At 66.4% G+C, this 20,211-nt stretch carries 20 protein-coding genes; 12 read left to right on the forward strand and 8 right to left on the reverse strand.

The window, feature by feature from the left end; all coding sequences use genetic code 11:
• Together corA and UC32_RS02630 are read right to left on the reverse strand one after the other, a co-directional pair.
• Positions 1–996, reverse strand: coding sequence for a magnesium/cobalt transporter CorA (gene corA, locus UC32_RS02625; RefSeq protein ID WP_045729655.1), 996 nt, complete (start codon positions 994–996; stop codon positions 1–3).
• Between the two features lie 10 nt (positions 997–1,006).
• A complete protein-coding gene (locus UC32_RS02630; RefSeq protein WP_235423566.1) occupies positions 1,007–1,492 on the reverse strand; it encodes an Lrp/AsnC family transcriptional regulator in 486 nt (161 codons plus the stop codon).
• A gap of 167 nt (positions 1,493–1,659) precedes the next feature.
• Here UC32_RS02630 and UC32_RS02635 point away from each other — a divergent pair, with 167 nt between their 5' ends.
• The gene (locus UC32_RS02635; protein WP_045729657.1) at positions 1,660–2,898 is read left to right on the forward strand and encodes an MFS transporter; all 1,239 of its coding nucleotides are present in this window, start codon (positions 1,660–1,662) and stop codon (positions 2,896–2,898) included.
• A 13-nt stretch (positions 2,899–2,911) separates the two neighbouring features.
• Here UC32_RS02635 and UC32_RS02640 read toward each other — a convergent pair whose 3' ends face one another.
• Together UC32_RS02640 and UC32_RS02645 are read right to left on the reverse strand one after the other, a co-directional pair.
• Positions 2,912–3,409, reverse strand: a complete 498-nt coding sequence (locus UC32_RS02640) for an Lrp/AsnC family transcriptional regulator (RefSeq protein ID WP_045729875.1) — start codon at positions 3,407–3,409, stop codon at positions 2,912–2,914.
• A 156-nt stretch (positions 3,410–3,565) separates the two neighbouring features.
• Positions 3,566–4,810: an MFS transporter gene (locus UC32_RS02645; RefSeq protein WP_045729658.1), complete on the reverse strand. Its 1,245-nt coding sequence runs from the start codon at positions 4,808–4,810 to the stop codon at positions 3,566–3,568.
• 93 nt (positions 4,811–4,903) lie between these two features.
• Between UC32_RS02645 and UC32_RS02650 the strand changes: the two genes are divergently transcribed.
• Positions 4,904–5,881, forward strand: coding sequence for a LysR family transcriptional regulator (locus UC32_RS02650; protein ID WP_045729659.1), 978 nt, complete (start codon positions 4,904–4,906; stop codon positions 5,879–5,881).
• A 70-nt stretch (positions 5,882–5,951) separates the two neighbouring features.
• On the forward strand, positions 5,952–6,902 hold the full coding sequence (locus UC32_RS02655; RefSeq protein WP_045729660.1) for an N-acetylglucosamine kinase: 951 nt from the start codon (positions 5,952–5,954) through the stop codon (positions 6,900–6,902).
• A 31-nt stretch (positions 6,903–6,933) separates the two neighbouring features.
• On the opposite strand, the gene UC32_RS02660 is transcribed toward UC32_RS02655, so the two are convergent.
• Positions 6,934–7,953, reverse strand: coding sequence for a pirin family protein (locus UC32_RS02660; protein WP_045729661.1), 1,020 nt, complete (start codon positions 7,951–7,953; stop codon positions 6,934–6,936).
• Between the two features lie 218 nt (positions 7,954–8,171).
• On the opposite strand from UC32_RS02660, the gene UC32_RS02665 reads away from it, so the two are divergent.
• The 6 genes from UC32_RS02665 to UC32_RS02690 all read left to right on the forward strand — a co-directional run bounded on the left by UC32_RS02665 (position 8,172) and on the right by UC32_RS02690 (position 13,963).
• On the forward strand, positions 8,172–9,272 hold the full coding sequence (locus tag UC32_RS02665) for an ABC transporter ATP-binding protein (protein WP_045729662.1): 1,101 nt from the start codon (positions 8,172–8,174) through the stop codon (positions 9,270–9,272).
• Complete coding sequence (locus tag UC32_RS02670; RefSeq protein WP_045729663.1) at positions 9,272–10,003, forward strand: ABC transporter permease; 732 nt, start codon at positions 9,272–9,274, stop codon at positions 10,001–10,003. Before UC32_RS02665 ends, UC32_RS02670 begins: the two co-directional genes overlap by 1 nt.
• Entirely contained in the window at positions 10,000–10,746 is a 747-nt protein-coding gene (locus UC32_RS02675) for an ABC transporter permease (protein WP_045729664.1), read from the forward strand. Before UC32_RS02670 ends, UC32_RS02675 begins: the two co-directional genes overlap by 4 nt.
• Complete coding sequence (locus UC32_RS02680; protein WP_045729665.1) at positions 10,743–11,705, forward strand: ABC transporter substrate-binding protein; 963 nt, start codon at positions 10,743–10,745, stop codon at positions 11,703–11,705. The genes UC32_RS02675 and UC32_RS02680 overlap by 4 nt, the downstream gene beginning before the upstream one ends.
• Positions 11,706–11,838: 133 nt before the next feature.
• A complete protein-coding gene (locus UC32_RS02685; RefSeq protein WP_045729666.1) occupies positions 11,839–13,059 on the forward strand; it encodes a pyridoxal phosphate-dependent aminotransferase in 1,221 nt (406 codons plus the stop codon).
• A 49-nt stretch (positions 13,060–13,108) separates the two neighbouring features.
• Complete coding sequence (locus UC32_RS02690) at positions 13,109–13,963, forward strand: polyphosphate kinase 2 family protein (protein WP_045729667.1); 855 nt, start codon at positions 13,109–13,111, stop codon at positions 13,961–13,963.
• 28 nt (positions 13,964–13,991) lie between these two features.
• Here UC32_RS02690 and UC32_RS02695 read toward each other — a convergent pair whose 3' ends face one another.
• Together UC32_RS02695 and xseA are read right to left on the reverse strand one after the other, a co-directional pair.
• Positions 13,992–14,210, reverse strand: a complete 219-nt coding sequence (locus UC32_RS02695; protein ID WP_015937726.1) for an exodeoxyribonuclease VII small subunit — start codon at positions 14,208–14,210, stop codon at positions 13,992–13,994.
• The gene (xseA, locus tag UC32_RS02700) at positions 14,207–15,553 is read right to left on the reverse strand and encodes an exodeoxyribonuclease VII large subunit (protein ID WP_045729668.1); all 1,347 of its coding nucleotides are present in this window, start codon (positions 15,551–15,553) and stop codon (positions 14,207–14,209) included. The genes UC32_RS02695 and xseA overlap by 4 nt, the downstream gene beginning before the upstream one ends.
• A gap of 252 nt (positions 15,554–15,805) precedes the next feature.
• Here xseA and UC32_RS02705 point away from each other — a divergent pair, with 252 nt between their 5' ends.
• Together UC32_RS02705 and UC32_RS02710 are read left to right on the forward strand one after the other, a co-directional pair.
• Positions 15,806–16,657: a hypothetical protein gene (locus tag UC32_RS02705; RefSeq protein WP_045729669.1), complete on the forward strand. Its 852-nt coding sequence runs from the start codon at positions 15,806–15,808 to the stop codon at positions 16,655–16,657.
• Between the two features lie 9 nt (positions 16,658–16,666).
• Positions 16,667–17,746, forward strand: coding sequence for a 4-hydroxy-3-methylbut-2-enyl diphosphate reductase (locus tag UC32_RS02710; protein ID WP_045729670.1), 1,080 nt, complete (start codon positions 16,667–16,669; stop codon positions 17,744–17,746).
• A gap of 10 nt (positions 17,747–17,756) precedes the next feature.
• Here the strand turns inward: UC32_RS02710 and UC32_RS02715 are convergent, their stop codons facing one another.
• Positions 17,757–18,998: a DNA recombination protein RmuC gene (locus UC32_RS02715; RefSeq protein WP_045729671.1), complete on the reverse strand. Its 1,242-nt coding sequence runs from the start codon at positions 18,996–18,998 to the stop codon at positions 17,757–17,759.
• Between the two features lie 90 nt (positions 18,999–19,088).
• Between UC32_RS02715 and ychF the strand changes: the two genes are divergently transcribed.
• The gene (gene ychF / locus UC32_RS02720; RefSeq protein WP_045729672.1) at positions 19,089–20,174 is read left to right on the forward strand and encodes a redox-regulated ATPase YchF; all 1,086 of its coding nucleotides are present in this window, start codon (positions 19,089–19,091) and stop codon (positions 20,172–20,174) included.
• Positions 20,175–20,211: the final 37 nt, after the last annotated feature.

The raw sequence follows: 20,211 nt of genomic DNA on the forward strand, positions 1-20,211 counted from the left end.
CTACAGCCAGCCCTTGCGTTTGAAGATTCCGTACATGAGTCCTGCGGCGGCCACCATCAGGACAAGCGCCATGGGGTAGCCGAAACCCCAATGGAGTTCGGGCATATGGTCAAAGTTCATGCCGTAGACCCCTGCCACGAAGGACGGGGCGAACAGGATCGCGGCCCAGGAGGAAATCTTCTTCACCTGTTCGTTCTGTTCGGCGCTTGCTTCGTTCTGCCGGTTGGCGGTGAGGGTCCCGTCCAGGGTCAGGGCGTTCTGCAGCAGGTCCCGGAACGAATCGGCCCGGGAAATGACCCGCTCGGCGTGGTCCTCCACGTCCCGCAAGCTGTGTTGGAGTTCGGTTTCCACTCCGTACTTCGCAAATCCCCGCTTGAGCTGGTGCATCATGTCCGGCAGCGGGTGGATGGCGCGCTGGAACTGGATAACCTCACGGGCCAGTTCGTAGATCCGGCGCGAAACGCTGCTATCGCCGCTGAAGAGCTGGTCCTCGATCTCGTCGATGTCGTTTTCCAGGCCGGCCACCACCGGGGCATAGTCGTCCACCACCCTGTCCAGCAAGGCATAAAGCACCGCTTCGGGCCCATGCCGCAGGAGTTCGGGACGGGCCTCAAGCCGCTGCCGGACACGGGCCACGCCGGCCATCTCAGCGTGCCGGACCGTCACCACGAAATTCTTTCCGGTGAAGATGTGGAGTTCGCCGAACTCCACCGTCTCGCTCGCATCGAGGTAGCGCGCGGGCCGCAGGACGGTGAAGAGGTTGTCGTCGTAGCGTTCCATCTTGGGGCGCTGGTGTGCCGAGATGGCGTCCTCGACAGCCAGTTCATGGAGGCCGAACTCGGCAGCTACGGCAGCCATCTCCTCTGCGGTGGGCCTGTACAGGCCGATCCACGCCATGCCGCCATGCCGGGCCAGGGTTTCGAACGTCTGCTCAAGGCTTTCCGGCTCCGCATGGCGGGCGCCGTCCACGTACACGGCGTTATCGATGATGGTCATTCAGGAAAGCCTAGCGTCCGGCGGATGCCGAATTGCTCAGTCCGCTGATGAGGGGTTCGGTGCGGTAGGGGATGTGCGTGTGCAGGGCCAACACCGTTTCGGTACGGATGACGCCTTTGATCCTCAGTACCTGGCGCAGCGAAGACTGGAGGTTGTGGGTATCCGTGGCCACCACCCGGCACCAGACGTCGCCGCGTCCGGAAATTTCGTGGACTTCAAGCACCTGCGGAATCAGCCTGAGGGCTCCCACAACGCCGTCCAGTTCCCGGTGTGACACTTCGATGGTCACGAAGGCCACAACGTCGTAGCCCACGGCCTCCAGGTCCACTTCCCGCCCGCCGGGCCGGAGGACGCCAGTCCTGATGAGGCGCCGCACCCGCGTCTGTGCCGTGTTCCGGGCAACCCCCACTGCGTCGCTGAGTTCCCCCACCTGGATCCGGGGGTCCCGGATGAGGGCCAGCAGGATCCTCAGGTCGGTGGCATCCAGATTGTTCAAATGCTCATTCTCCGTCATTCGCTCGCGGCATCTTTGATGATTGTGCTCAATTCTTGCACTTGTTTCGGATCAAGGGGCCAGCAGTGCCGCACTCTGGAGCCACACCTGTATTTCCCCGCACGGCACCCCACAAGGGCCACCCGTGCGGCCAACCCGGAGGCGGCACCATGACGGTCTTCAGCGAACTGCGGATGCGCCCCGCCACGGCGTCCGGCTGGAACGCCTCAACCACTGCCCGGCTGGTGATCTCCGGCGCCGTGATCTTCGCTCTGCTGGTGGGGGCCAACCTCGCCACGCCGCTGTACCCGCTGCTGCAGGCATCGCTGGGACTTTCGGCGCTGGACGTCACGGCAGCGTTCGCCAGCTACGTCCTGGCACTCGTGGCCACCCTGATGCTGGCCGGGCACTGGTCGGACCACATCGGCCGCAGGGCCGCGCTGCTCCTGGCTGTGCTGGGCGGCCTCGCCGGCAACCTTGTCTTTGCCGAGGCCCACACCCTGGCAGGGCTGTGCGCGGGCCGTGCCCTGCAGGGGATCGCCGTCGCGCTGGCAACGGGCGCCAGCGCCGCCGCCCTGCGCGAACTGCTGCCCTCCCGCCCGGAGTGGGCGTCGCGCTTCACGCTGCTGGCTTCCTCCGGGGGAGTCGCTGCGGGGCCGGCCATCGGCGGCTTGCTGTCCCTGCTGCCGGGTGCCACCACGGCACCCTACGGCGTGCATTCTGTGGTCCTCGCCGGCTTGCTGGTACCGCTCTTCCTCATCCGCGCACGCCCGGCAATTGCTATTCCGGCCGTGTCCCGTCCGCTCCAGGTTCTTGCCCCCCGCCGTCCGGCGGTGTCCCGGAATGCGCGGGGAGCTTTCTGGCTGGCCTCCGGCGTGGGGTTCCTGAGTTTCGCCGTGTTTGGGTTTTCCCTATCCCTGGCGCCGGGGTACTTCGCTGGGGTCCTGGGGACTGACTCCCGGCCCCTGATCGGTGTCCTCGCCGGGTTGCCGCTGGCGGCCTCGGCCTTCAGCCAGTTGCTCACGGTGCGTGGCCGGTTTGTTGTTCCGGCGGGCCTGGCCGTCCTGGGCGCCTCCGTTGTCCTGCTGGGGACGGCCGGGGCCATGCACAGCCCGCTGCTGCTGGTGGCCGCCTGCGTGGCCGCAGGGATGGGGCAGGGGCTGGCTTTCCGCATGGTCTTCAATGACGTTGCGGGCAAGGTAGAGCCCGCCCGCCATGCCCAGGTGATCAGCACGGTTTACGTCATCACGTATCTGGGCAGCGCTGTCCCGGTCCTGGGCCTGGGATGGGCGTCGGGAGTGGTGGGACAGCCCGCGGCGGTGCTCGGCTTCGTTGTGGTGTGCGGCGCAGCGGCGCTGGCGCTGGCCGGCCTTACGCTGGAGCGGGCGTTGCGCGGCCGGCACGCCTGACGGCTGTGACCCGTCAGGCGGGCAGCGGCCCGTGGTTGCCCTGAATGTGTTCAAAAACCAGGGTGGTTTCGGTGTGGCCCACCACGGGGTCGGTGGCCAGGTTGTCGAGGACCCAGTCACGGAGGTCCTCGGTGCTGCCGACGGCGATATGCAGCAGGTAATCCACCGAACCTGAGGTGTGGAAGGTGGACAGTACGGCCGGCAGGTGCGGGACGCGTGCGGTAAAACGGTCGATCTGGTCCCGGTCGTGGGCGCGTAACCGGACAGCCACCAGTGCCTGCACGGACCTGCCGATGGCCGAAAGGCTCAGCTTGGCTTCATAGCCCTGGACGATACCGCGTTCGGAAAGCGCCCGGGTGCGCATCAGGGCAGTGGACGGTGCGATGCCCACCATTTCGGCGAGCTGCTTGTTCGAGATCCGCGCGTCAGCCACCAGCGCTGCAAGGAGGCGCTCGTCGATGGCATCCAGCGGTTCCAGGTGTGCTCCGGGCCTGGGCTGCCGGGGATTCATGCTCACTACGGGTTCCTTCCAACGGTCCTGCATTCATCCTAGACCGCCGGAACCGCCCTCCCGGGCCGTACAGGGCCCGTCAGGCCGAATTTGTGCACTCCCATCAGTTCATGCAGATGACTTAATTCGTTGCCCAGTCAGGCGCCCGGAGTGCGCTCAGGACGTCCCGGGCTCGCGCCGGGGATGGACGACGGCGACAATCGCCGCCGTGAAGCAGGCCAGCAGCATGACGGCCGCTGCCAGGGCGTTCCAGCCCAGGGACTGGAACAGCAGGCCGCCGGCCCAGCCGAGCACGCTGGAGCCCAGGTAGTAGGCCAGGTTGTACAACGATGCCGCCTGGGCCCGGCCCGATATGGCAATGGCCCCCGTCCACCCGGCGCCGATGCTGTGGGCCGCGAAGAAGCCGCCGGTGAAGACCACCAGGCCGGCCAGGATCAGGGCCAGGGACTGCGTCAGTGTCAGGGCAAGCCCGCCCACAGCCAGCGCCAGGCCCGCTAAGAGGACGGACCGGCGGCCGAAGCGCATGGTCAACCCGGCTGCCCAGCGGGAAGTGACGGTTCCGGACAGGTAGGCAAGGAAAATCAGGCTGATCAGGGTCGCCGGCAGGGTGAACGGCTCGCCGGACAGCCGGAACCCCAGGTAGTTGTAGACAGCCACGAAGCCGCCCATCATGAGGAACGCCTGGAGGTAGAGGGCCAACAGGCGGCCGTGGCGCACATGCCCGGCAAGCATCCTGAAGGCCCCGCGCAGGCCGGTGCCCCCGGATGCCACGAAGCCCCGCGCTTTAGGCACCAGCAGCAGGAAGGCGACAGCTGCCAGCGTGGCCAGGACCGACACCGCCAGGGCGGCGGCGCGCCAGCCCCACAATTCCCCGGCCGGTCCTGCCACCAGCCTCCCGGCCAGGCCGCCAAGGGTGGTGCCTGCCACGTAGCTTCCGGCAGCAACGGCGGCGTGCGCCTTGGTCACTTCCTCGTTCAGGTACGCGATGGCAATGGCCGGGATTCCGCCCAGCGCCATTCCTTCGAGCAGGCGCAGTACCAGCAGGAGCTGGAAACTGCCCGCCAGGGGGACCAGAAGGCCCAGGAGGGTGGCCACGCAGATTCCCCACGTCATGGCACGGACCCTGCCGATCCTGTCGGCGAGGAAAGACCAGGGGATGACCGTGACGGCAAGTCCCACGGTGGCCAGCGAGATGGTCAGCGCGGCCTCGGCTGCGCTGATCTGCAGATCGGAGGCAATCAGGGGCAGCACTGCCTGCGTGGAGTAAAGCTGGGCGAACGTGGCAACACCGGCGAAGGACAGGCCGGCGAGGATCCTCGCGTAAGCGGCGGACCCCTTCGCATGCCCGGTCCAGCGCGGCGGCGAGGCGTGCGTGCCCGCAAGGCTGGTATTTGGTGGCATGGGGTAAGCGTAGCCCCGGGCCAATAGATGCTTCCAATGCATTATTCATGCCAGACTCATAGCATTATCAGATGATTTTGGAGGGCGGGGCTGATGGAACCGGACCGAAAACAACTCGTGCAGCTGCTTCCGCTCCTCCCCGTGCTGGCCGAACTGGGCCGCACGGAGCACATCACCGGGACAGCGGAAGTCCTGGGAGTACCCCAGTCCACGGTAAGCCGGGCCATCGCCCGGGCCAGCGCCGTCGTCGGAACCGAACTCCTGGTCCGCGACGGACGGGGAGTCCGCCTTACCCCGGCCGCGCGGACGCTCCTGCCCTACATCGAGACCGCCCTGGAGGAGTTCCGGACGGGTTTGGACGTGGTGCGCAATGAGTCGGATGTGGCCCGGGGCAGGATCGCGGTGTCGTTCCAGCACACCTTCGGCGAGGGGACACTGCCCCTGCTCATCAGCGCCTTCCGCAGCAGGCACCCGGGAGCAGCCTTTACGCTGAGCCAGGGCGCCCGGAACGCCTGCCTCGACGAGCTGGCGTCCGGCGAGTCCGACCTCGCCCTCACCGCCCCGGCAGCATCTGCCGGCCGCCACCTGGAATCGGCGCCGCTCTACCGGGAGCCGCTGCGCCTCGTGGTGCACCATACCCACCGCCTCGCCGGCAGGCCGACGGCGGACCTTGCTGACATCAGGACGGAACCATTCGTGGCCCTCGGCTCCGGATACGGGTTGCGGTCCCTGACTGACGCGCTGTTCAAAGAAGCGGGCTACCGGCCCCGGATAGCCTTCGAAAGCCAGGACTCCCACACGGTCCGTGGCCTCGTCTCGGCCGGGCTCGGCGTCAGCATCCTGCCGCCGGGCGGTGACGCCCCCGGCCGTACCGTCAGTCCCGAGACCGGCAACCTCGGCTGGGTGGAGGTACCGCTGGGCTCGGCGCTCGCCGTCCGCGAAGTGGGCCTGTCCTGGCGCAGGGCGAAGGCCGACGCCGAACCTGCGTCCGTGCGCCTGTTCCGGGAGATGGTGGTGACCGAAGGCCCCCGGCTGCTGGCCGGCCTGGTCAGGCACCGCACGGAGCACTGACAGCAGCGGCACTGACATTCAGGCATGCCGCAGCAGCCTCGCCATCCACTCCGGACAGTAGTCTTGTGACGTGCAAAACAGTGAACAACCCCCACCCGCTCCCGTCCAGGACTCCGGTGCACCCGGAGCTGGCCCGCTGGCAGGCATCATCATCGGCCTCGATATCGGCGGCACCAAGACGCGCGGAATCCGGTTCGAAGACGGGATTCCGGCTGCAGACGAGTCCGTGGGAAGCTCCAACGTCCAGAACGTCAGCCGCGACGAGGCTGCACGCAACATTGCCGAGCTTTTCGCCCGGATCGGTGAGGGCCCGGTGTCCCGCGTCTACGCCGGCTCCGGCGGCATCGATACGGATCAGGATGCCGAAGCCCTGGCCGCCCTGATCCGGCCACACGTTCCCGGCGCCGTGGTCACGGTGGTGCACGATTCCCGCCTGCTGCTGGCAGCCGGACGCGCCCGCACCGGCGTGGCCGTCATCGCGGGAACAGGCTCGGCAGCGTGGGGTAAGAACGCCGATGGAGGCGAGGCCCGTGCCGGAGGGTGGGGTTACCTGCTCGGTGACGAAGGCAGCGGATACTGGCTGGGCCGCGAAGCGGTCCGCCACAGCCTCCGCCGGATGGACCAGGGGCTGGCTGTGGATCCGCTCACCGCAGCCCTGCTGGAGTCCTGCGGAGTGGACCACCCCAACCGGCTCATTGCCTTGTTCCACTCACCGGACACCGGCCGCAGGTTCTGGGCCCAGCAGGCCAGGCATGTGGTGGAGGCTGCAGCCCGGGGGCACCAGGAAAGCCGGGACATGATCGACCAGGCCGGCAAGGACCTTGCGGGCATGGCCCTCCAGGTCCTCCGCCAGCTCGGAATCAACGGTCCGGTCATCCTCGGCAGCGGCCTGGGCATGAACGTGGTTCCCCTGCAGGAGGCCTTCCGGCGCCACCTCGCTGATGGCGGCGCGGCTGACGTCAGGGTGCTGGACCAGGAACCTGTTTTCGGGGTACTCCAGCTGGTGGCCGAGCCCTCCTGACGGACCGGACCGCGAGACGGGCCCGGCGTCGTCAGTCCCGGACGGTCCGCTTGCGGGGCGTGAGCCGGACGCCGGGAAGCGGCGGCGCCGGTATCCGGCCGGCTTCGGCGCCGGCGTCCGGACCGTGGCCCGGAACCAGCCCGTAGCGTGCGGCCGCCGCGTGGGCACCGGCCAGGCCTGCCTGCGCTTCCCAGTCCCCGCGGGCCTGTTCCACCTCGTCATGGGTGCGGCCCACAAAGTTCCACCACATCAGCAGTTCCTCCCGGAATGGCTCCCCGCCGACCAGCAGGAACCGGGTGCCCGGGTCTGCCTGCAGCCGAAGCTCCTCCCGGCCTGTCCCCAGGTAGCCCAGCGGCCCAGGCGGAAGCTCCTGCCCGTCCAGGCGCAGCCCGCCGTCGAGCACCAGGATGCCGTGTTCGAACCCGGGATCCAGCGGCAGCACGGCATCGCCGTCGCACCGGACGTCCGCCCCAACAATGGGTGAGAACATCGTGGCAGGCGACGCCACGCCGTCGAACGTCCCCACCATGACGGTGGCGGTGAAACCGGCGCCGGTGGCCAGCGGCAACTCCCGGTGCTGTTCGAAGGCCGGCGCGCAGTGCCGGTCGGCGTCGGGAAGCGCCACCCACAACTGGAGGCCGCGCTGTACCGGCAGGACGCCGTCCTGCGGCAGGACCGCGAATTCCGAGTGGGCCACGCCGTGGCCCGCCGTCATGATGTTCAGTTCACCGGGCCGGACCACCACGTCGCTGCCCACGCTGTCGCGGTGCCGGATGTTTCCGGCGAGCGGCCAGGTCACCGTCTGCAGCCCGATGTGCGGGTGCGGCAGGACGGACATCGCCGTCCGGTCCGGGCCGAAACTGTCCAGGAAGCACCAGGCGCCAATCGTCGGCAGGCCGCGTTGGGGGAGGGTCCGCCGGACGTTCATGGCACGCACCCCGCCGAGCGGGACTTCCCGCTCAGGCCATAGCTGCAGGCACGGGCCGGAGGGACCCTCTGCGGCGGCCGGGGGACAGACTTCCTGCTGCGGCGATACTTCCAAGTTGGTCACCCTCCCACTTTAGGGCCGTGGCGTGTTGCCGTGCGGCGGAATGGGCCCATCCGGACCGCAAGCGGCTGCGAATGGTCACAGTAGGGATTCCATTGTCCGGATCCGTGCCGCAAACTGCTGTGCGCCGGGCCGGCTTGGGCTACCGTAACTATCAGCGTGCTGATGACCATGTCACGTCGCTTTCAGTGGCATCCGAGCAGAACAGGTAAGTCCGCACCATGGACACATCGATGATCGAATTCCAGAACGTGACCAAGGAGTACCAGGGCGGGCAGCCTGCAGTGGACGGCTTGACCATGTCCATCCGCAAAGGCTCCATCACGGTCTTCGTGGGGCCCTCCGGCTGCGGCAAGACCACGTCGCTGCGCATGATCAACCGGATGGTGGAGCCCACCTCCGGAGTGATCACCGTGGACGGAAAGGACGTCACGTCAGCGCCTGCCGCCGAACTGCGGCGTTCCATGGGCTACGTCATGCAGTCCGCGGGGTTGTTGCCGCACCGCTCGGTGCTGGACAACATTGCCACCGTTCCGAGGCTGAACGGCGTCCCGAAAGCCAACGCCCGCAAGCGCGCTGAAGAACTTCTCGACGTCGTGGGCCTTGCCCGGTCCCTTGGGAAGAGATATCCCGCCCAGCTGTCCGGCGGCCAGCAGCAGCGTGTCGGTGTGGCGCGCGCCCTGGCGGCCGACCCGCCGGTCCTGCTCATGGACGAGCCGTTCAGCGCCGTGGACCCCGTGGTCCGGGAAGAACTGCAGCAGGAACTCCTCCGTCTCCAGAAGGACCTGGCCAAGACCATCGTCTTCGTTACCCACGACATCGATGAGGCCACAGTGCTGGGCGACATGGTCGCCGTCTTCGCTGTCGGCGGGAAACTGGCGCAATACGCCACACCGGAGGAGATCCTGCGGGCACCGGCCAACGACTTCGTTGCCTCCTTCGTGGGAAGGGACCGCGGCTTCCGCCACCTCGGGTTCACCCCGTCCGACGGCGTCACCATCCATCCGGTGCCCACGATCATCCGGGGGGCGGCCGGCAACGAGTCCGATCCCGGGGCCGCCGGCGGCTGGCAGCTGGTGGTGGATGCCGATATGCACCCCCTCGGTTGGGCGGTGCCCGGCAACGATACCGGCCTGATTCCCGGCGGTTCGCTGTTCCGTCCGGGAGAAAGCCTGCGCCGTGCCCTGGATTCGGCACTGTCCTCGCCGTCGGGCCTGGGCGTGGCCGTGGACGCCGCCGGCAAGGTACTCGGTGCCGTCCGGGGCGGTGAAGTCCTGGCCCTGATCGAAGAGGCCCGCCAGGTCAGGCAGGCAGCGCTCTGATGGAATGGTTCCTGTCCAACAGCGGCATGGTCTTCGAAAGGGCCGGGCAACACCTGGTCCTCGCCCTTGTCCCCATGGTGCTGGGGCTGGTGCTGTCCATCCCGCTGGCGCAGCTCGCGCGCAGGAACGGCGCACTGCGGTCCGTGGTGCTGACCTCGAGCTCCCTGCTGTACACCATTCCGTCGCTGGCACTGTTCATCATCCTGCCCACCATCCTGGGCACCCGGGTCCTGGACCCCCTGAACGTGGTGGTGGCCCTGACCATCTATGCGGTGGCACTGCTCGTGCGGGCTGCGCTGGACGCCTTCGACTCCGTGGACCAGGAAGTGAGCCAGGCCGCCGTCGCCATGGGATACCGGCCGCTTGCGCGGTTCCTGCAGGTGGACCTGCCGCTGTCCCTGCCCGTCATGTTTGCCGGCCTGCGGGTGGTGTCCGTCAGCAACATCTCCCTGGTCAGCGTTGCGGCGCTCCTGGGTATCGGCAACCTCGGCATGCTTTTCACTTCCGGCCTGCAAAGGGACTTCGTCACCGAGATTGTGGTGGGCATCATTGCCATCCTGGTACTGGCGCTGCTGATGGACGCCGTCCTGGTACTGCTTGAAAGAATCCTCACGCCCTGGGAACGGGCCGGAAAGCACTCCCGGCGGAGCCTGGATGCGGATGCTGCCGATGAACCGGCAGATGCCGCGCGGCGGCTGTCGCAGCCGCAGGCCGGAGGGGGCAACGCATGAGCAACGTCTTCACCGATACCTTCGCCTGGCTCGCCGACCCCCTGCACTGGTCCGGAAGCATGGGGATCCCGGTCCGGCTGGTCGAGCACTTGCAGTACACGGGGCTGGTGATGCTGATCGCGACCGCGATTGCTGTCCCCATCGGCCTGTTCGTGGGCCACACCGGAAAAGGGCGGGTGGCGGTGGTGGCCCTGGCGGGTGCGCTGCGTGCCCTTCCCACCCTGGGCCTGCTGACGCTCTTCGTGCTGCTCGCCGGCATCGGCCTCATGCCGCCGGTGTGGGCGCTTGTGATCCTCACCGTTCCGCCACTCCTGGCGGGAACCTATGCCGGAATCTCCAGCGTGGACCGGAACGTCGTGGATGCCGCCCGCGCCATGGGCATGACGGAACTGCAGGTCCTGTTCCGGGCCGAGCTGCCCAACGCCCTGACCGTCATGTTCGGAGGGTTCCGCACGGGCGTGCTGCAGGTGGTGGCCACCGTCTCCGTGGTGGCCTACATCAACCTGGGCGGCCTGGGACGGTACCTCTTCGACGGACTGGTCCTCAGCGACTTTCCCCAGATGCTGGGAGGCTCGTTGCTCATCGCTGCGCTCGCCATCGCCGTCGACCTCGTCCTCGCCCTGTTCCAGAGGCTCTTCCTCACAACAGGAGCCTCGCACAAGCCACGCCGCAGCCAGCAGGCCGCGGCAGATCGTACAGACCCCGTCCCTGCGGAGACTGTCCTACAAGGAGGTAAGTCATGAAAGAAAACCGTCCACTCAACCTGGGCCGGAGGAGCTTCGGCGGCCTCGCGGCAGGGCTTGGCCTTGCCGTTGCGCTGTCTGCCTGCGGCGGCTCATCCGACCCGCTGAGCAACGCCCCGTCCAGCAACGCCGGATCCTCCGGCGGTGCCACGTCCCTGACAGTGGGCTCGGCAGACTTCCCCGAGAGCCAGATCATCGCGGAACTGTACGCCGGGGCGCTGAACGCGGCCGGCGTCACCGCCACCACCAGGCCCAACATTGGATCGCGCGAGGTCTACTTCAAGGCCGTCCAGGACGGTTCTGTTGACGTGGTTCCGGACTACACCGGCAACCTGCTGCTGTATGTGGACAAGGCAGCCACGCAGGTCTCCGCCGACGACATCTACAAGGCCCTACCGGACAAGCTGGCCGACGGCCTCGCCGTAGCCGAGGCCTCCAAAGCTGAGGACAAGGACGCCATGGTGGTCACCAAGGCCACGGCCGAGAAGTACCAGCTCAAATCCATCGAGGACCTCGCCAAGGTCTGCAGTGAGATTGTGGTCGGTGCGCCGGCAACGTTCGCGGAACGCGCCTACGGACTGCCCGGGCTTAAGAAGAATTACAACTGCGAGCCCAAGAAGCTGGAACCCTTTAGCGACGGCGGTGGCCCCGTGACCCTCAAGGCCCTCCTCGAGGACCAGGTCCAGGTGGCGGACATCTACACCACCACGCCGTCCATCGCGGACAACGACCTGGTGGTGCTGGAGGACCCGAAGAACAACTTCATCGCCCAGCAGGTGGTGCCGCTGTACAACGAAAAGAACATGACGGACAAGGCCAAGGAAGCGTTGAACTCGGTTTCCCGCATCCTGACCACCGATGACCTCATCAACCTCAACCGCGCAGTCAGCGGCAGCCAGAAGCAGAACGCCAAGGACGCTGCGGCCGCCTGGCTGAAGGACAAGGGCATCGTCAAGTAATTCCCCGCCCCACGGGGCGCGCTTCGCAATGACGACGGCGGCTGCCGGACTTCCACACGTCCGGCAGCCGCCGTCGTCCGTATGTGGGCGAGGTCTCAGCGGCTGTTCATCCTTCCTGTGGCATATTTGAGGAATGGCAGAATTCAGGCAGTCCACGAAGCTCAACAACGTCCTTTACGACATCCGTGGACCCATCCTGCAGGCCGCCCAGCAAATGGAGGCGGAGGGCCACCGCATCCTGAAACTGAACATCGGCAATCCCGCACCGTTCGGTTTCGAAGCCCCCGACGCCATCCTGGTGGACATGATCCGCCACCTGCCGCATGCCCAGGGCTACAGCGATTCCCGCGGCATCTTCTCAGCACGCACCGCCGTCTCGCAGTACTACCAGACCCGCGGAATCCAGAACATCCACGTGGACGATATCTATCTGGGAAACGGCGTCAGCGAACTGATCACCATGTCATTGATGGCCCTCCTGGACTCGGGCGACGAAGTCCTCATCCCTACACCGGACTACCCGCTCTGGACAGCATCCGTGGCCCTCGCCGGCGGCAAGCCAGTGCACTACCTGTGCGACGAGGAATCCGGCTGGCAGCCCGACCTTGAGGACATGGAAGCGAAGATCACGCCCCGCACCAAGGGCATCGTGGTGATCAACCCCAACAACCCCACCGGTGCCGTCTACCCGGAAAAGACGCTAAAGAAGATCGTTGCCCTGGCCGAAAAACATGGCCTGGTGCTCTTCGCCGATGAGATCTACGAAAAGATCCTCTACGAGGACGCCGTCCACGTGAACATGGCCGGGCTGACCGGCGACGACGTCCTCTGCCTGACCTTCAGCGGACTGTCCAAGGCCTACCGGGTGTGCGGGTACCGGGCCGGGTGGATGGCAATCTCCGGCCCCAAGAAAGACGCTGCGGACTACCTTGAGGGCATCAGCCTCCTGGCCAACATGCGCCTGTGCGCCAATGTTCCCGCCCAGCACGCCATCCAGACCGCCCTTGGCGGGTACCAGAGCATCAACGACCTCATCCTGCCCGGCGGCCGGCTGCTCGAACAGCGCAACAAGGCCTACGAGATGCTCAACGCCATTCCGGGTGTCAGCACCCAGCAGGCCAAGGGAGCCCTGTACCTTTTCCCGCGGCTTGACCCCGAGGTCTATCACATCCGCGACGACGAGAAGTTTGTCCTGGACCTCCTGCGTGAGCAGAAGATCCTGGTATCCCATGGCCGGGCCTTTAACTGGGTGCGCCCGGACCACTTCCGGATGGTCACCCTGCCCAACGTCAAGGACATCGAAGAAGCTGTGGGCCGGATGGGGGACTTCCTCAGCAGGTACCAGGGGAACTAGCCTGTGCTCACGGGCTCAGCGCCCGCGAGCACAGCCCGAAAGGAAACCCATGGCCGGCCCCGAGACATTCGATGAGCATCCGTCCGAGACGCTTCGTGCGGGGAAGGGCTTCGTCCTTGCAGACATCGACCCCGATTCCACCCCCGGCTACGCCGGATCCAAGGAAGACGGCAGGGCGCTGCTGGCCGGGATGGACAGCACGCTCACGGAACTCCAGGAAAAGCTGTTCGCCGCCTCCCGTTTCGGGAGCCGGAAACGGGTCCTGCTGATCCTCCAGGCCATGGATACTGCAGGCAAGGGCGGGATCGTCAACCACGTGATGGCGGCCATGGACCCGCAGGGTGTCCAGTTCAAGGCGTTCAAGGCACCTACTGATGAGGAGAAGTCCTACGATTTCCTCTGGCGCATCGAGAAGGAAGTGCCGGCAGTGGGCATGGTGGGGGTTTTTGACCGTTCGCACTACGAAGACGTGCTGATCCACCGGGTTCACCGCTGGGCCAGTCCGGATGAAATCAAACGCCGCTACGTTGCCATCAATGAATTTGAGGCACGGCTGGCGGACTCGGGAACCACCGTAGTGAAAGTGATGCTCCACATCAGCGCGGAAGAGCAGAAATCCCGGCTGCTGGCCAGGCTGGACGACCCCTCAAAGCACTGGAAGTACAGCAGGGGAGACCTCGCCGAACGCGCCTTCTGGGATGACTACATGGCGGCATACCAGGCTGCCATCGACGCGACGAGCACACCGGATGCGCCTTGGCATGTGGTGCCGGCGAACAAGAAGTGGTACGCCCGGATAGCTGTCCAGCAGCTGTTGCTGGGAGCGATGGCCGGACTGAACCTGGACTGGCCGAAGGCCGAGTTCGACGTCGCTATGGAACGCGAGCTGGTGGTCCGTTCCTAAGGCTCCTGTTTCCGGGAACCTTGGGAGCCTAGAGCGGCTGGTCCCGAGCTGCGGCCAGCCGTTTGCGGGCGCCTTCCAGCCATTCCTCGCAGCGCGCCGCCAGGGCCTCGCCGCGTTCCCAGAGGGCCAGGGATTCCTCGAGGCTGGCGCCGCCTGCCTCAAGGCGGCCTACGACGGCGATGAGCTGTTCGCGGGCTTCCTCGTAGCTCAGTGCGGCGGTGCCGTTGTCCGGCGTCTGCTCGGTCATGCTGTTTCTCCCGTTTCCGGATAGTGCTTTTCAGGTGTTTCTGGATTTTCGCCAGGGCTGCCGGTCCCCGTGGACGTGGCGCCAAAACGGCCTTCGGCGACGCGGATGGCCAGGGGCTGCCCCGCGGGGGCGTCGGCCGGGTGCCGCACCACAGCGTGGCCGGAGCCTGATGACGCTGCGTGCGGCCCTGCGAGCTCGACCACCGCGTAACCGCGGTCCAGCGTCTTCTGCGGAGACAGGGCGCGAACTTGGGTCCTGAGGTGCTCCAGCCGGTCACCGGCACGGACCACCGTGGAGTTCACGGCCGTTGATGACCGCCGGAGCAGCCGTTCGATCTCCTCGCCGCGGACAGTGACCAGTCCTTCCGGCGACGCAAGGACAGGGCGGGAATGGAGGGCGGCCAGCCTGTCGGATTCCCGGTCCACCAGCCGTTCGATGCAGCGGCGCAACTGTTCCCGGGCCTGCCGGACACCGGCCAGCTCTTCGGAGACCTCCGGAACGATCCGCTTCGCGGCGTCCGTGGGAGTGGACGCGCGAAGGTCGGCGACGTCGTCCAGCAGCGGCCGGTCGGCTTCATGCCCGATGGCGCTGACGACCGGCGTGGTTGCCGCCGCCACCGCCCGGACCAGCTCTTCGCTGTTGAACGGCAGCAGATCCTCCAGCGCCCCGCCGCCCCGGGCGATGACGATCACGTCGACTTCGGGGAGGCCATCCAGCTCCCGGAGGGCCCGCACCACCTGCGACACGGCGCTGTTGCCCTGGACCGCAACTTCGCGGATCTCGAACTCGACAGCGGGCCAGCGCAGTGCGGCGTTGCGCACGACGTCCTTCTTGGCGTCCGAGTCCCGGCCGGTAATGAGGCCGATGCGGTGCGGCAGCAGAGGGAGGGGCTTCTTCCTCGAATCAGCGAACAGGCCCTCCGCTGCGAGGGCCTGCCGGAGCCGTTCAATGCGGGCGAGGAGGTCCCCCAGGCCGACAGGACGGATATCCCGGACCTGCATGTTGAGCCGGCCGGTCTTCAACCAAAATTCGGGTTTGAGCAGGGCAACAACCCGTGATCCGCGCTCAAGTGGAAGATTCTTGCGTTCCAGGACCTTGGTCCACACAGACGCAGGCAGCGACACCTCAGCATCGACGTCCCGCAGGGTCAGGTAGGCGTTGCCGCCCCGGCGGTTCATCTCGATAACCTGGCCCTCCACCCAGGCAGACGGAGTGCGGTCGATGTGGACTTTCAGCTTCTGCGAAAGCAACTGCAGGGGCCACGGGTTGTCCGGCGTGGTTTCAGCGGCCGTGGCCGGCAGGGTGGTGGGTCCGGTGTCCGGCAGGGGTGACTGCTCAGACATGCGGGTGCCCCTGCGGGACTGGAACTGCGGGCATGGGGTCCTTTGGTGGCTGCGACAATCTGGCTGTCAGAAAATGCTGTGTCAGAAAAAATGCTGCGTCTGGAAAAGCTGTATCTGAAAAAGCTGTATCTGATAAAGCTGTGGTACCGGTCCTTCAACCTTATCCATAAGCAATAGCACGCGGGGCTGACAGAGCCCGGTCAGGTTACTTGCCTAGGATGGGGGTACCGCCATCAACCTGAAGGACCTGCTGTGCGCACTTTTGTTTCCGCCCTGGCTGCCGTGCTGGGCGTCCTGCTGGCCGCTGTGGCGGTTCCTGCCATTTGGCTGGACCGCAACATCGTCGGCGAAGACGGTTTCGTGAGCCTCGCGGCGCCCATGGGGCAGGACTCCGAATTCCGGCAGCAGCTGGCGACGGCCGCCGTCGGGACCATTGACACCAGCGCCGTTCCCGGGTTCCTGGAGGGCCTCGTGCAGCCGGTCCTGGAGAACGCAGCAACAACCCTGACAGGGCTTCCCGGTTATCCCGCGGCGTGGGACGAGACGCTGCGCAAGAGCCACCGCCTGAGCTTCGACGCCGCGGCCGGTGATGCCGGCGCCGCTGGGCAGGCTTCATCCCTGACGCTTGACGTCGCGCCGCTGGTGGCCCTTGGCGTGGAGGAGATTTCCAGGACCAGCGGGGTTCCCCTCGATGCGCCGCAGGAGACGCTGATCAACGTCGGCCAGCCGGAACACCGGGAGTGGGTGGAACGCCTCGCCACCTATGCGCCCATGGGGTACCTGCTGGCCATCGGATCAGGTGTCGCGTTCCTCCTCGCCCTGGTGGCGGCCCGCCGCCGCTGGACAGTGGTGGCTGCCGCCGGCATCGGCGCCCTCCTGATGGCCGGTGCCTGGAAGCTGGCCACGGACGCCGGAACGGCCGGAGCCCTCGCAACAGACACGGGCAACGACGTGGCAAATCTTTTCCGCGACGGGTTCGTTCCCGCTGCCGCAGCCAACTTCGGAGCCTGGACCCTGGGCACCGCCGCGGCCGGTGGGGTGCTGCTGGTGCTGGCCCTCGTTGGCGGAGCCGCGTCGCGGAGGCGGCCCCGGGCAACCCGGTAGCATGGAGGGATGACCTCCACAGCTGTTTCCCTCTCGATGCCAACCGTCCCGCGTAGGCGCCGCTCGCCCGAGGAAGTAGCAGCTGCAGCGCCGGTCACCGGGGCTAAGAAGGTACTGCTCGCCGCCCCGCGCGGCTACTGTGCGGGAGTTGACCGTGCCGTGATTGCCGTCGAAAAGGCACTGGAACACTACGGTCCTCCGGTCTATGTCCGCAAGCAGATCGTGCACAACGTCCATGTGGTCAGCTCCCTCGAAGAAAAGGGTGCTGTCTTCGTTGACGAGACTGACGAGGTTCCCGAAGGCGCGCTGGTCATCTTCTCCGCTCACGGAGTTTCACCCGCCGTCGTCGAGTCTGCGGGCCAGCGCGGACTGCGCACCATCGACGCCACCTGCCCCCTGGTGACGAAGGTGCACAAGGAAGCCGTACGGTTCGCGAAGGACGATTTCGACATCCTCCTGATCGGCCACGACGGCCACGAGGAAGTGGAAGGGACCGCGGGCGAAGCTCCCGAGCACATCCAGATCATCAACGGCCCCCACGAGGTGGACAAGGTCACCGTGCGTGACCCTGAAAAGGTCATCTGGCTCTCACAGACCACCCTCAGCGTTGACGAGACCATGGAAACGGTCCGCCTGCTGAAGGCGCGGTTCCCTACACTCCAGGACCCGCCCAGCGACGACATCTGCTACGCCACCACCAACCGGCAGGTGGCCATCAAGAAGATCTCGCCCCAGGCAGACCTGGTGATCGTGGTGGGATCCGCAAACTCTTCAAACTCCGTCCGGCTGGTGGAAGTGGCCCTGGAATACGGCGCCAAGGCGTCCTACCGCGTGGACTTCGCCAACCAGGTGGACGAAGCGTGGTTTGAAGGCGTGGCAACCGTCGGCGTGACCTCGGGCGCCTCTGTTCCCGAGGTGCTGGTCCAGGACGTTCTCCGGCTGCTCGCTGAGTACGGCTACGGAAGCGTGGAAGAAGTGGTCACCGCAGAGGAAGACCTCCTCTTTTCGCTGCCCAAGGAACTCCGTGCCACCCTGAAGCAGGCCGGCGACGTCAGCCGCGCCCTCGGCGGACGCCGGCCGCGCGACTGACGTCCGCGCCCTACGCGGCGGCCCCGTCCTGCTGAAGTTCGGGGGCTGCAAGGGCGCGGGGAGTGACCTCGACGGGCGCCGGCGAGGCCAGGCCCGCTTCGTCCAGGGTGTTCAGCTTGCGGGCCGTAGGAAGCACGCGGGCCTCCAGCGTCCCCACCAGGGAGTTGTAGCGGTCCACGGACGTCTTCAGCGATGACCCCAGCTTGGTGACGTTTTCTCCCAGGGTTCCCATCCGGTCATAGAGCTGCCGGGCGAGATCAAACAGCTCCCGGGCATTGTCCGTCAGCACGTCCTGCCGCCACGTGAACGCTACCGACTTCAGCACGGCCAGCAGGGTCCCCGGCGACGCCAGGACAACGTTCTTGGACAGTGCGTGGTCCAGAAGCCCCTCGTCGGCTTCCAGGGCAGCCGCAAGGATCGATTCTGCAGGGATGAAACAGACCACCAGCTCGGGGGAGTTCCCCGGAATGTCCCAGTACCTCTTGTTGCCCAGCGCATCCACGTGGGCCCGCAAGGCTTTTGCGTGGGCAGCCAGGAGCGCCTGCTGCGAACGGCGTTCGGAGCCGGACAAGGCCGCCGGCCGGGCGTCGGAGTGCTGCGCGGAGTGAACCGCGGACGATCCCATTGCTTGCGCCTCAAGGTAGGCGGACAGCGGCACCTTGGCGTCCACCACCAGGATCTTCTCGCCCGGGAGTTGAACCACGAGGTCGGGACGGACTGTGGTGTCGCTGCCTGCGCTGTGGACCTGCTCCACGAAATCAACATGGCGCAGCATGCCGGCAGCCTCGACCACCCGCCGCAGCTGGACTTCACCCCACTGGCCCCTGGCGCTGTTGGACCGCAGGGCTGATTCAAGGGCGTGCGTAGACCTCATCAGCTGCTCATCGGAGAGGCGTGCCTCCTGGAGCTGCTGGGCGAGCTGGCCGTACTGTTCCACACGGTCGCGTTCCAGCAGCGCCACCTGCTGCTGGACTGCCGTGAGCTTCTCCGCCACTGGGGCAAGGGCGCGCAGTACGCTGCCGTCCTGCGACCTGGCCTCACCCAGCTCCCGGTTTTGTGCCGCCAAAAGCCGGCGTTCGGCGTCGGCCGCGGCAAACTGCGCACTGACCTCCGACAGCCGGGCGGACACGGCGTCGAAGTCAGCCTCAACGCCGTGGGTGTTCTTCCGCAGCACAAAGTAGGTGGCGGCCGCACCGGCCAGGGCGCCTACCAGCAGCATCAAAAGGGCAAGAATCAAGGCAAATCCATCCATGACTTCACTGTCGCACGGGGCACTGACAATCCACGCGAGTGACATCCGCCGGTACGGGCGCACGGGCCGCTGCGGGTAGAATCAGTGCTCGTGGCTCTTACTATTGGCATCGTCGGACTGCCCAACGTCGGCAAATCAACCCTCTTCAACGCGCTGACCCGCAACCAGGTCCTGGCGGCGAACTACCCGTTCGCCACCATTGAACCGAACGTCGGCGTCGTGAACCTGCCGGACCCGCGGCTCGCGAAGCTGGCCGAGATCTTCGGTTCCCAGCGACTGCTGCCCGCTCCGGTGTCCTTCGTGGACATCGCCGGGATTGTGAAGGGCGCATCGGAGGGCGAAGGCCTCGGCAACAAGTTCCTTGCCAACATCCGCGAGGCCCAGGCCATCGCGCAGGTTATCCGCGTGTTCGATGATCCCGATGTCATCCACGTCGACGGCAAGGTCGACCCCCGCTCGGACATGGAGATCATCAACACCGAGCTGATCCTGGCGGACCTCCAGACCATTGAGAACGCCATTCCCCGAATTGAAAAAGAAGTCAAGATCAAGAAGCGCGAAGCCGCTGAGCTCGCTGCCATCAAGGCGGCGCAGGCGGTGCTGGAGCGCGGCGACACCATTACTTCCTCGATCAAGAGCGACAAGCTTGAGATGGAGCACCTCAAGGAGCTCGGCCTCCTGACCGCCAAACCGGTGATCTACGTCTTCAACGCGGATGAGGGAATCCTGGGCAGCCCGGAGAAGCAGGACGAACTGCGCGCCATGGTTGCCCCGGCGGACGCCGTCTTCCTCGATGCCAAGCTCGAAGCCGACCTCGTTGAACTTGACGAGGAGGAGGCCCGCGAAATGCTGGAGATGAACGGCCAGGAGGAATCCGGACTCGACCAGCTGGCCCGCGTCGGGTTCCACACGCTGGGGCTGCAGACCTACCTGACCGCCGGCCCCAAAGAGACCCGCGCCTGGACCATCCATCAGGGCGACACAGCACCCCAGGCCGCCGGCGTCATCCACTCGGACTTCCAGCGCGGCTTCATCAAGGCTGAGGTGGTCTCCTTCGACGACCTCATTGAGGCGGGTTCCATGGCAGAGGCGAAGGCCCGCGGCAAGGTCCGCATCGAAGGCAAGGAATACGTCATGGCCGACGGCGACGTGGTGGAGTTCCGCTTCAACGTCTAGGCCAGACGATTTCGGGACGGGCCCACCTGCTTCCGCA

Source organism: Pseudarthrobacter chlorophenolicus, from assembly GCF_000962805.1.
Classification (GTDB): domain Bacteria; phylum Actinomycetota; class Actinomycetes; order Actinomycetales; family Micrococcaceae; genus Arthrobacter; species Arthrobacter chlorophenolicus_A.

Excerpts from the sequence above, each read along its gene's own strand:
- UC32_RS02645 (WP_045729658.1), bottom strand. The coding sequence starts at position 4,810 with ATGCCACCAAATACCAGCCTTGCGGGCACGCACGCCTCGCCGCCGCGC.
- UC32_RS02665 (WP_045729662.1), top strand. The coding sequence starts at position 8,172 with ATGGACACATCGATGATCGAATTCCAGAACGTGACCAAGGAGTACCAG.
- UC32_RS02715 (WP_045729671.1), bottom strand. The coding sequence starts at position 18,998 with ATGGATGGATTTGCCTTGATTCTTGCCCTTTTGATGCTGCTGGTAGGC.
- corA (WP_045729655.1), bottom strand. The coding sequence starts at position 996 with ATGACCATCATCGATAACGCCGTGTACGTGGACGGCGCCCGCCATGCG.
- UC32_RS02635 (WP_045729657.1), top strand. The coding sequence starts at position 1,660 with ATGACGGTCTTCAGCGAACTGCGGATGCGCCCCGCCACGGCGTCCGGC.
- UC32_RS02685 (WP_045729666.1), top strand. The coding sequence starts at position 11,839 with ATGGCAGAATTCAGGCAGTCCACGAAGCTCAACAACGTCCTTTACGAC.
- UC32_RS02675 (WP_045729664.1), top strand. The coding sequence starts at position 10,000 with ATGAGCAACGTCTTCACCGATACCTTCGCCTGGCTCGCCGACCCCCTG.
- UC32_RS02680 (WP_045729665.1), top strand. The coding sequence starts at position 10,743 with ATGAAAGAAAACCGTCCACTCAACCTGGGCCGGAGGAGCTTCGGCGGC.
- UC32_RS02690 (WP_045729667.1), top strand. The coding sequence starts at position 13,109 with ATGGCCGGCCCCGAGACATTCGATGAGCATCCGTCCGAGACGCTTCGT.
- xseA (WP_045729668.1), bottom strand. The coding sequence starts at position 15,553 with ATGTCTGAGCAGTCACCCCTGCCGGACACCGGACCCACCACCCTGCCG.
- UC32_RS02670 (WP_045729663.1), top strand. The coding sequence starts at position 9,272 with ATGGAATGGTTCCTGTCCAACAGCGGCATGGTCTTCGAAAGGGCCGGG.
- UC32_RS02650 (WP_045729659.1), top strand. The coding sequence starts at position 4,904 with ATGGAACCGGACCGAAAACAACTCGTGCAGCTGCTTCCGCTCCTCCCC.
- UC32_RS02710 (WP_045729670.1), top strand. The coding sequence starts at position 16,667 with ATGACCTCCACAGCTGTTTCCCTCTCGATGCCAACCGTCCCGCGTAGG.
- UC32_RS02640 (WP_045729875.1), bottom strand. The coding sequence starts at position 3,409 with ATGAATCCCCGGCAGCCCAGGCCCGGAGCACACCTGGAACCGCTGGAT.
- UC32_RS02695 (WP_015937726.1), bottom strand. The coding sequence starts at position 14,210 with ATGACCGAGCAGACGCCGGACAACGGCACCGCCGCACTGAGCTACGAG.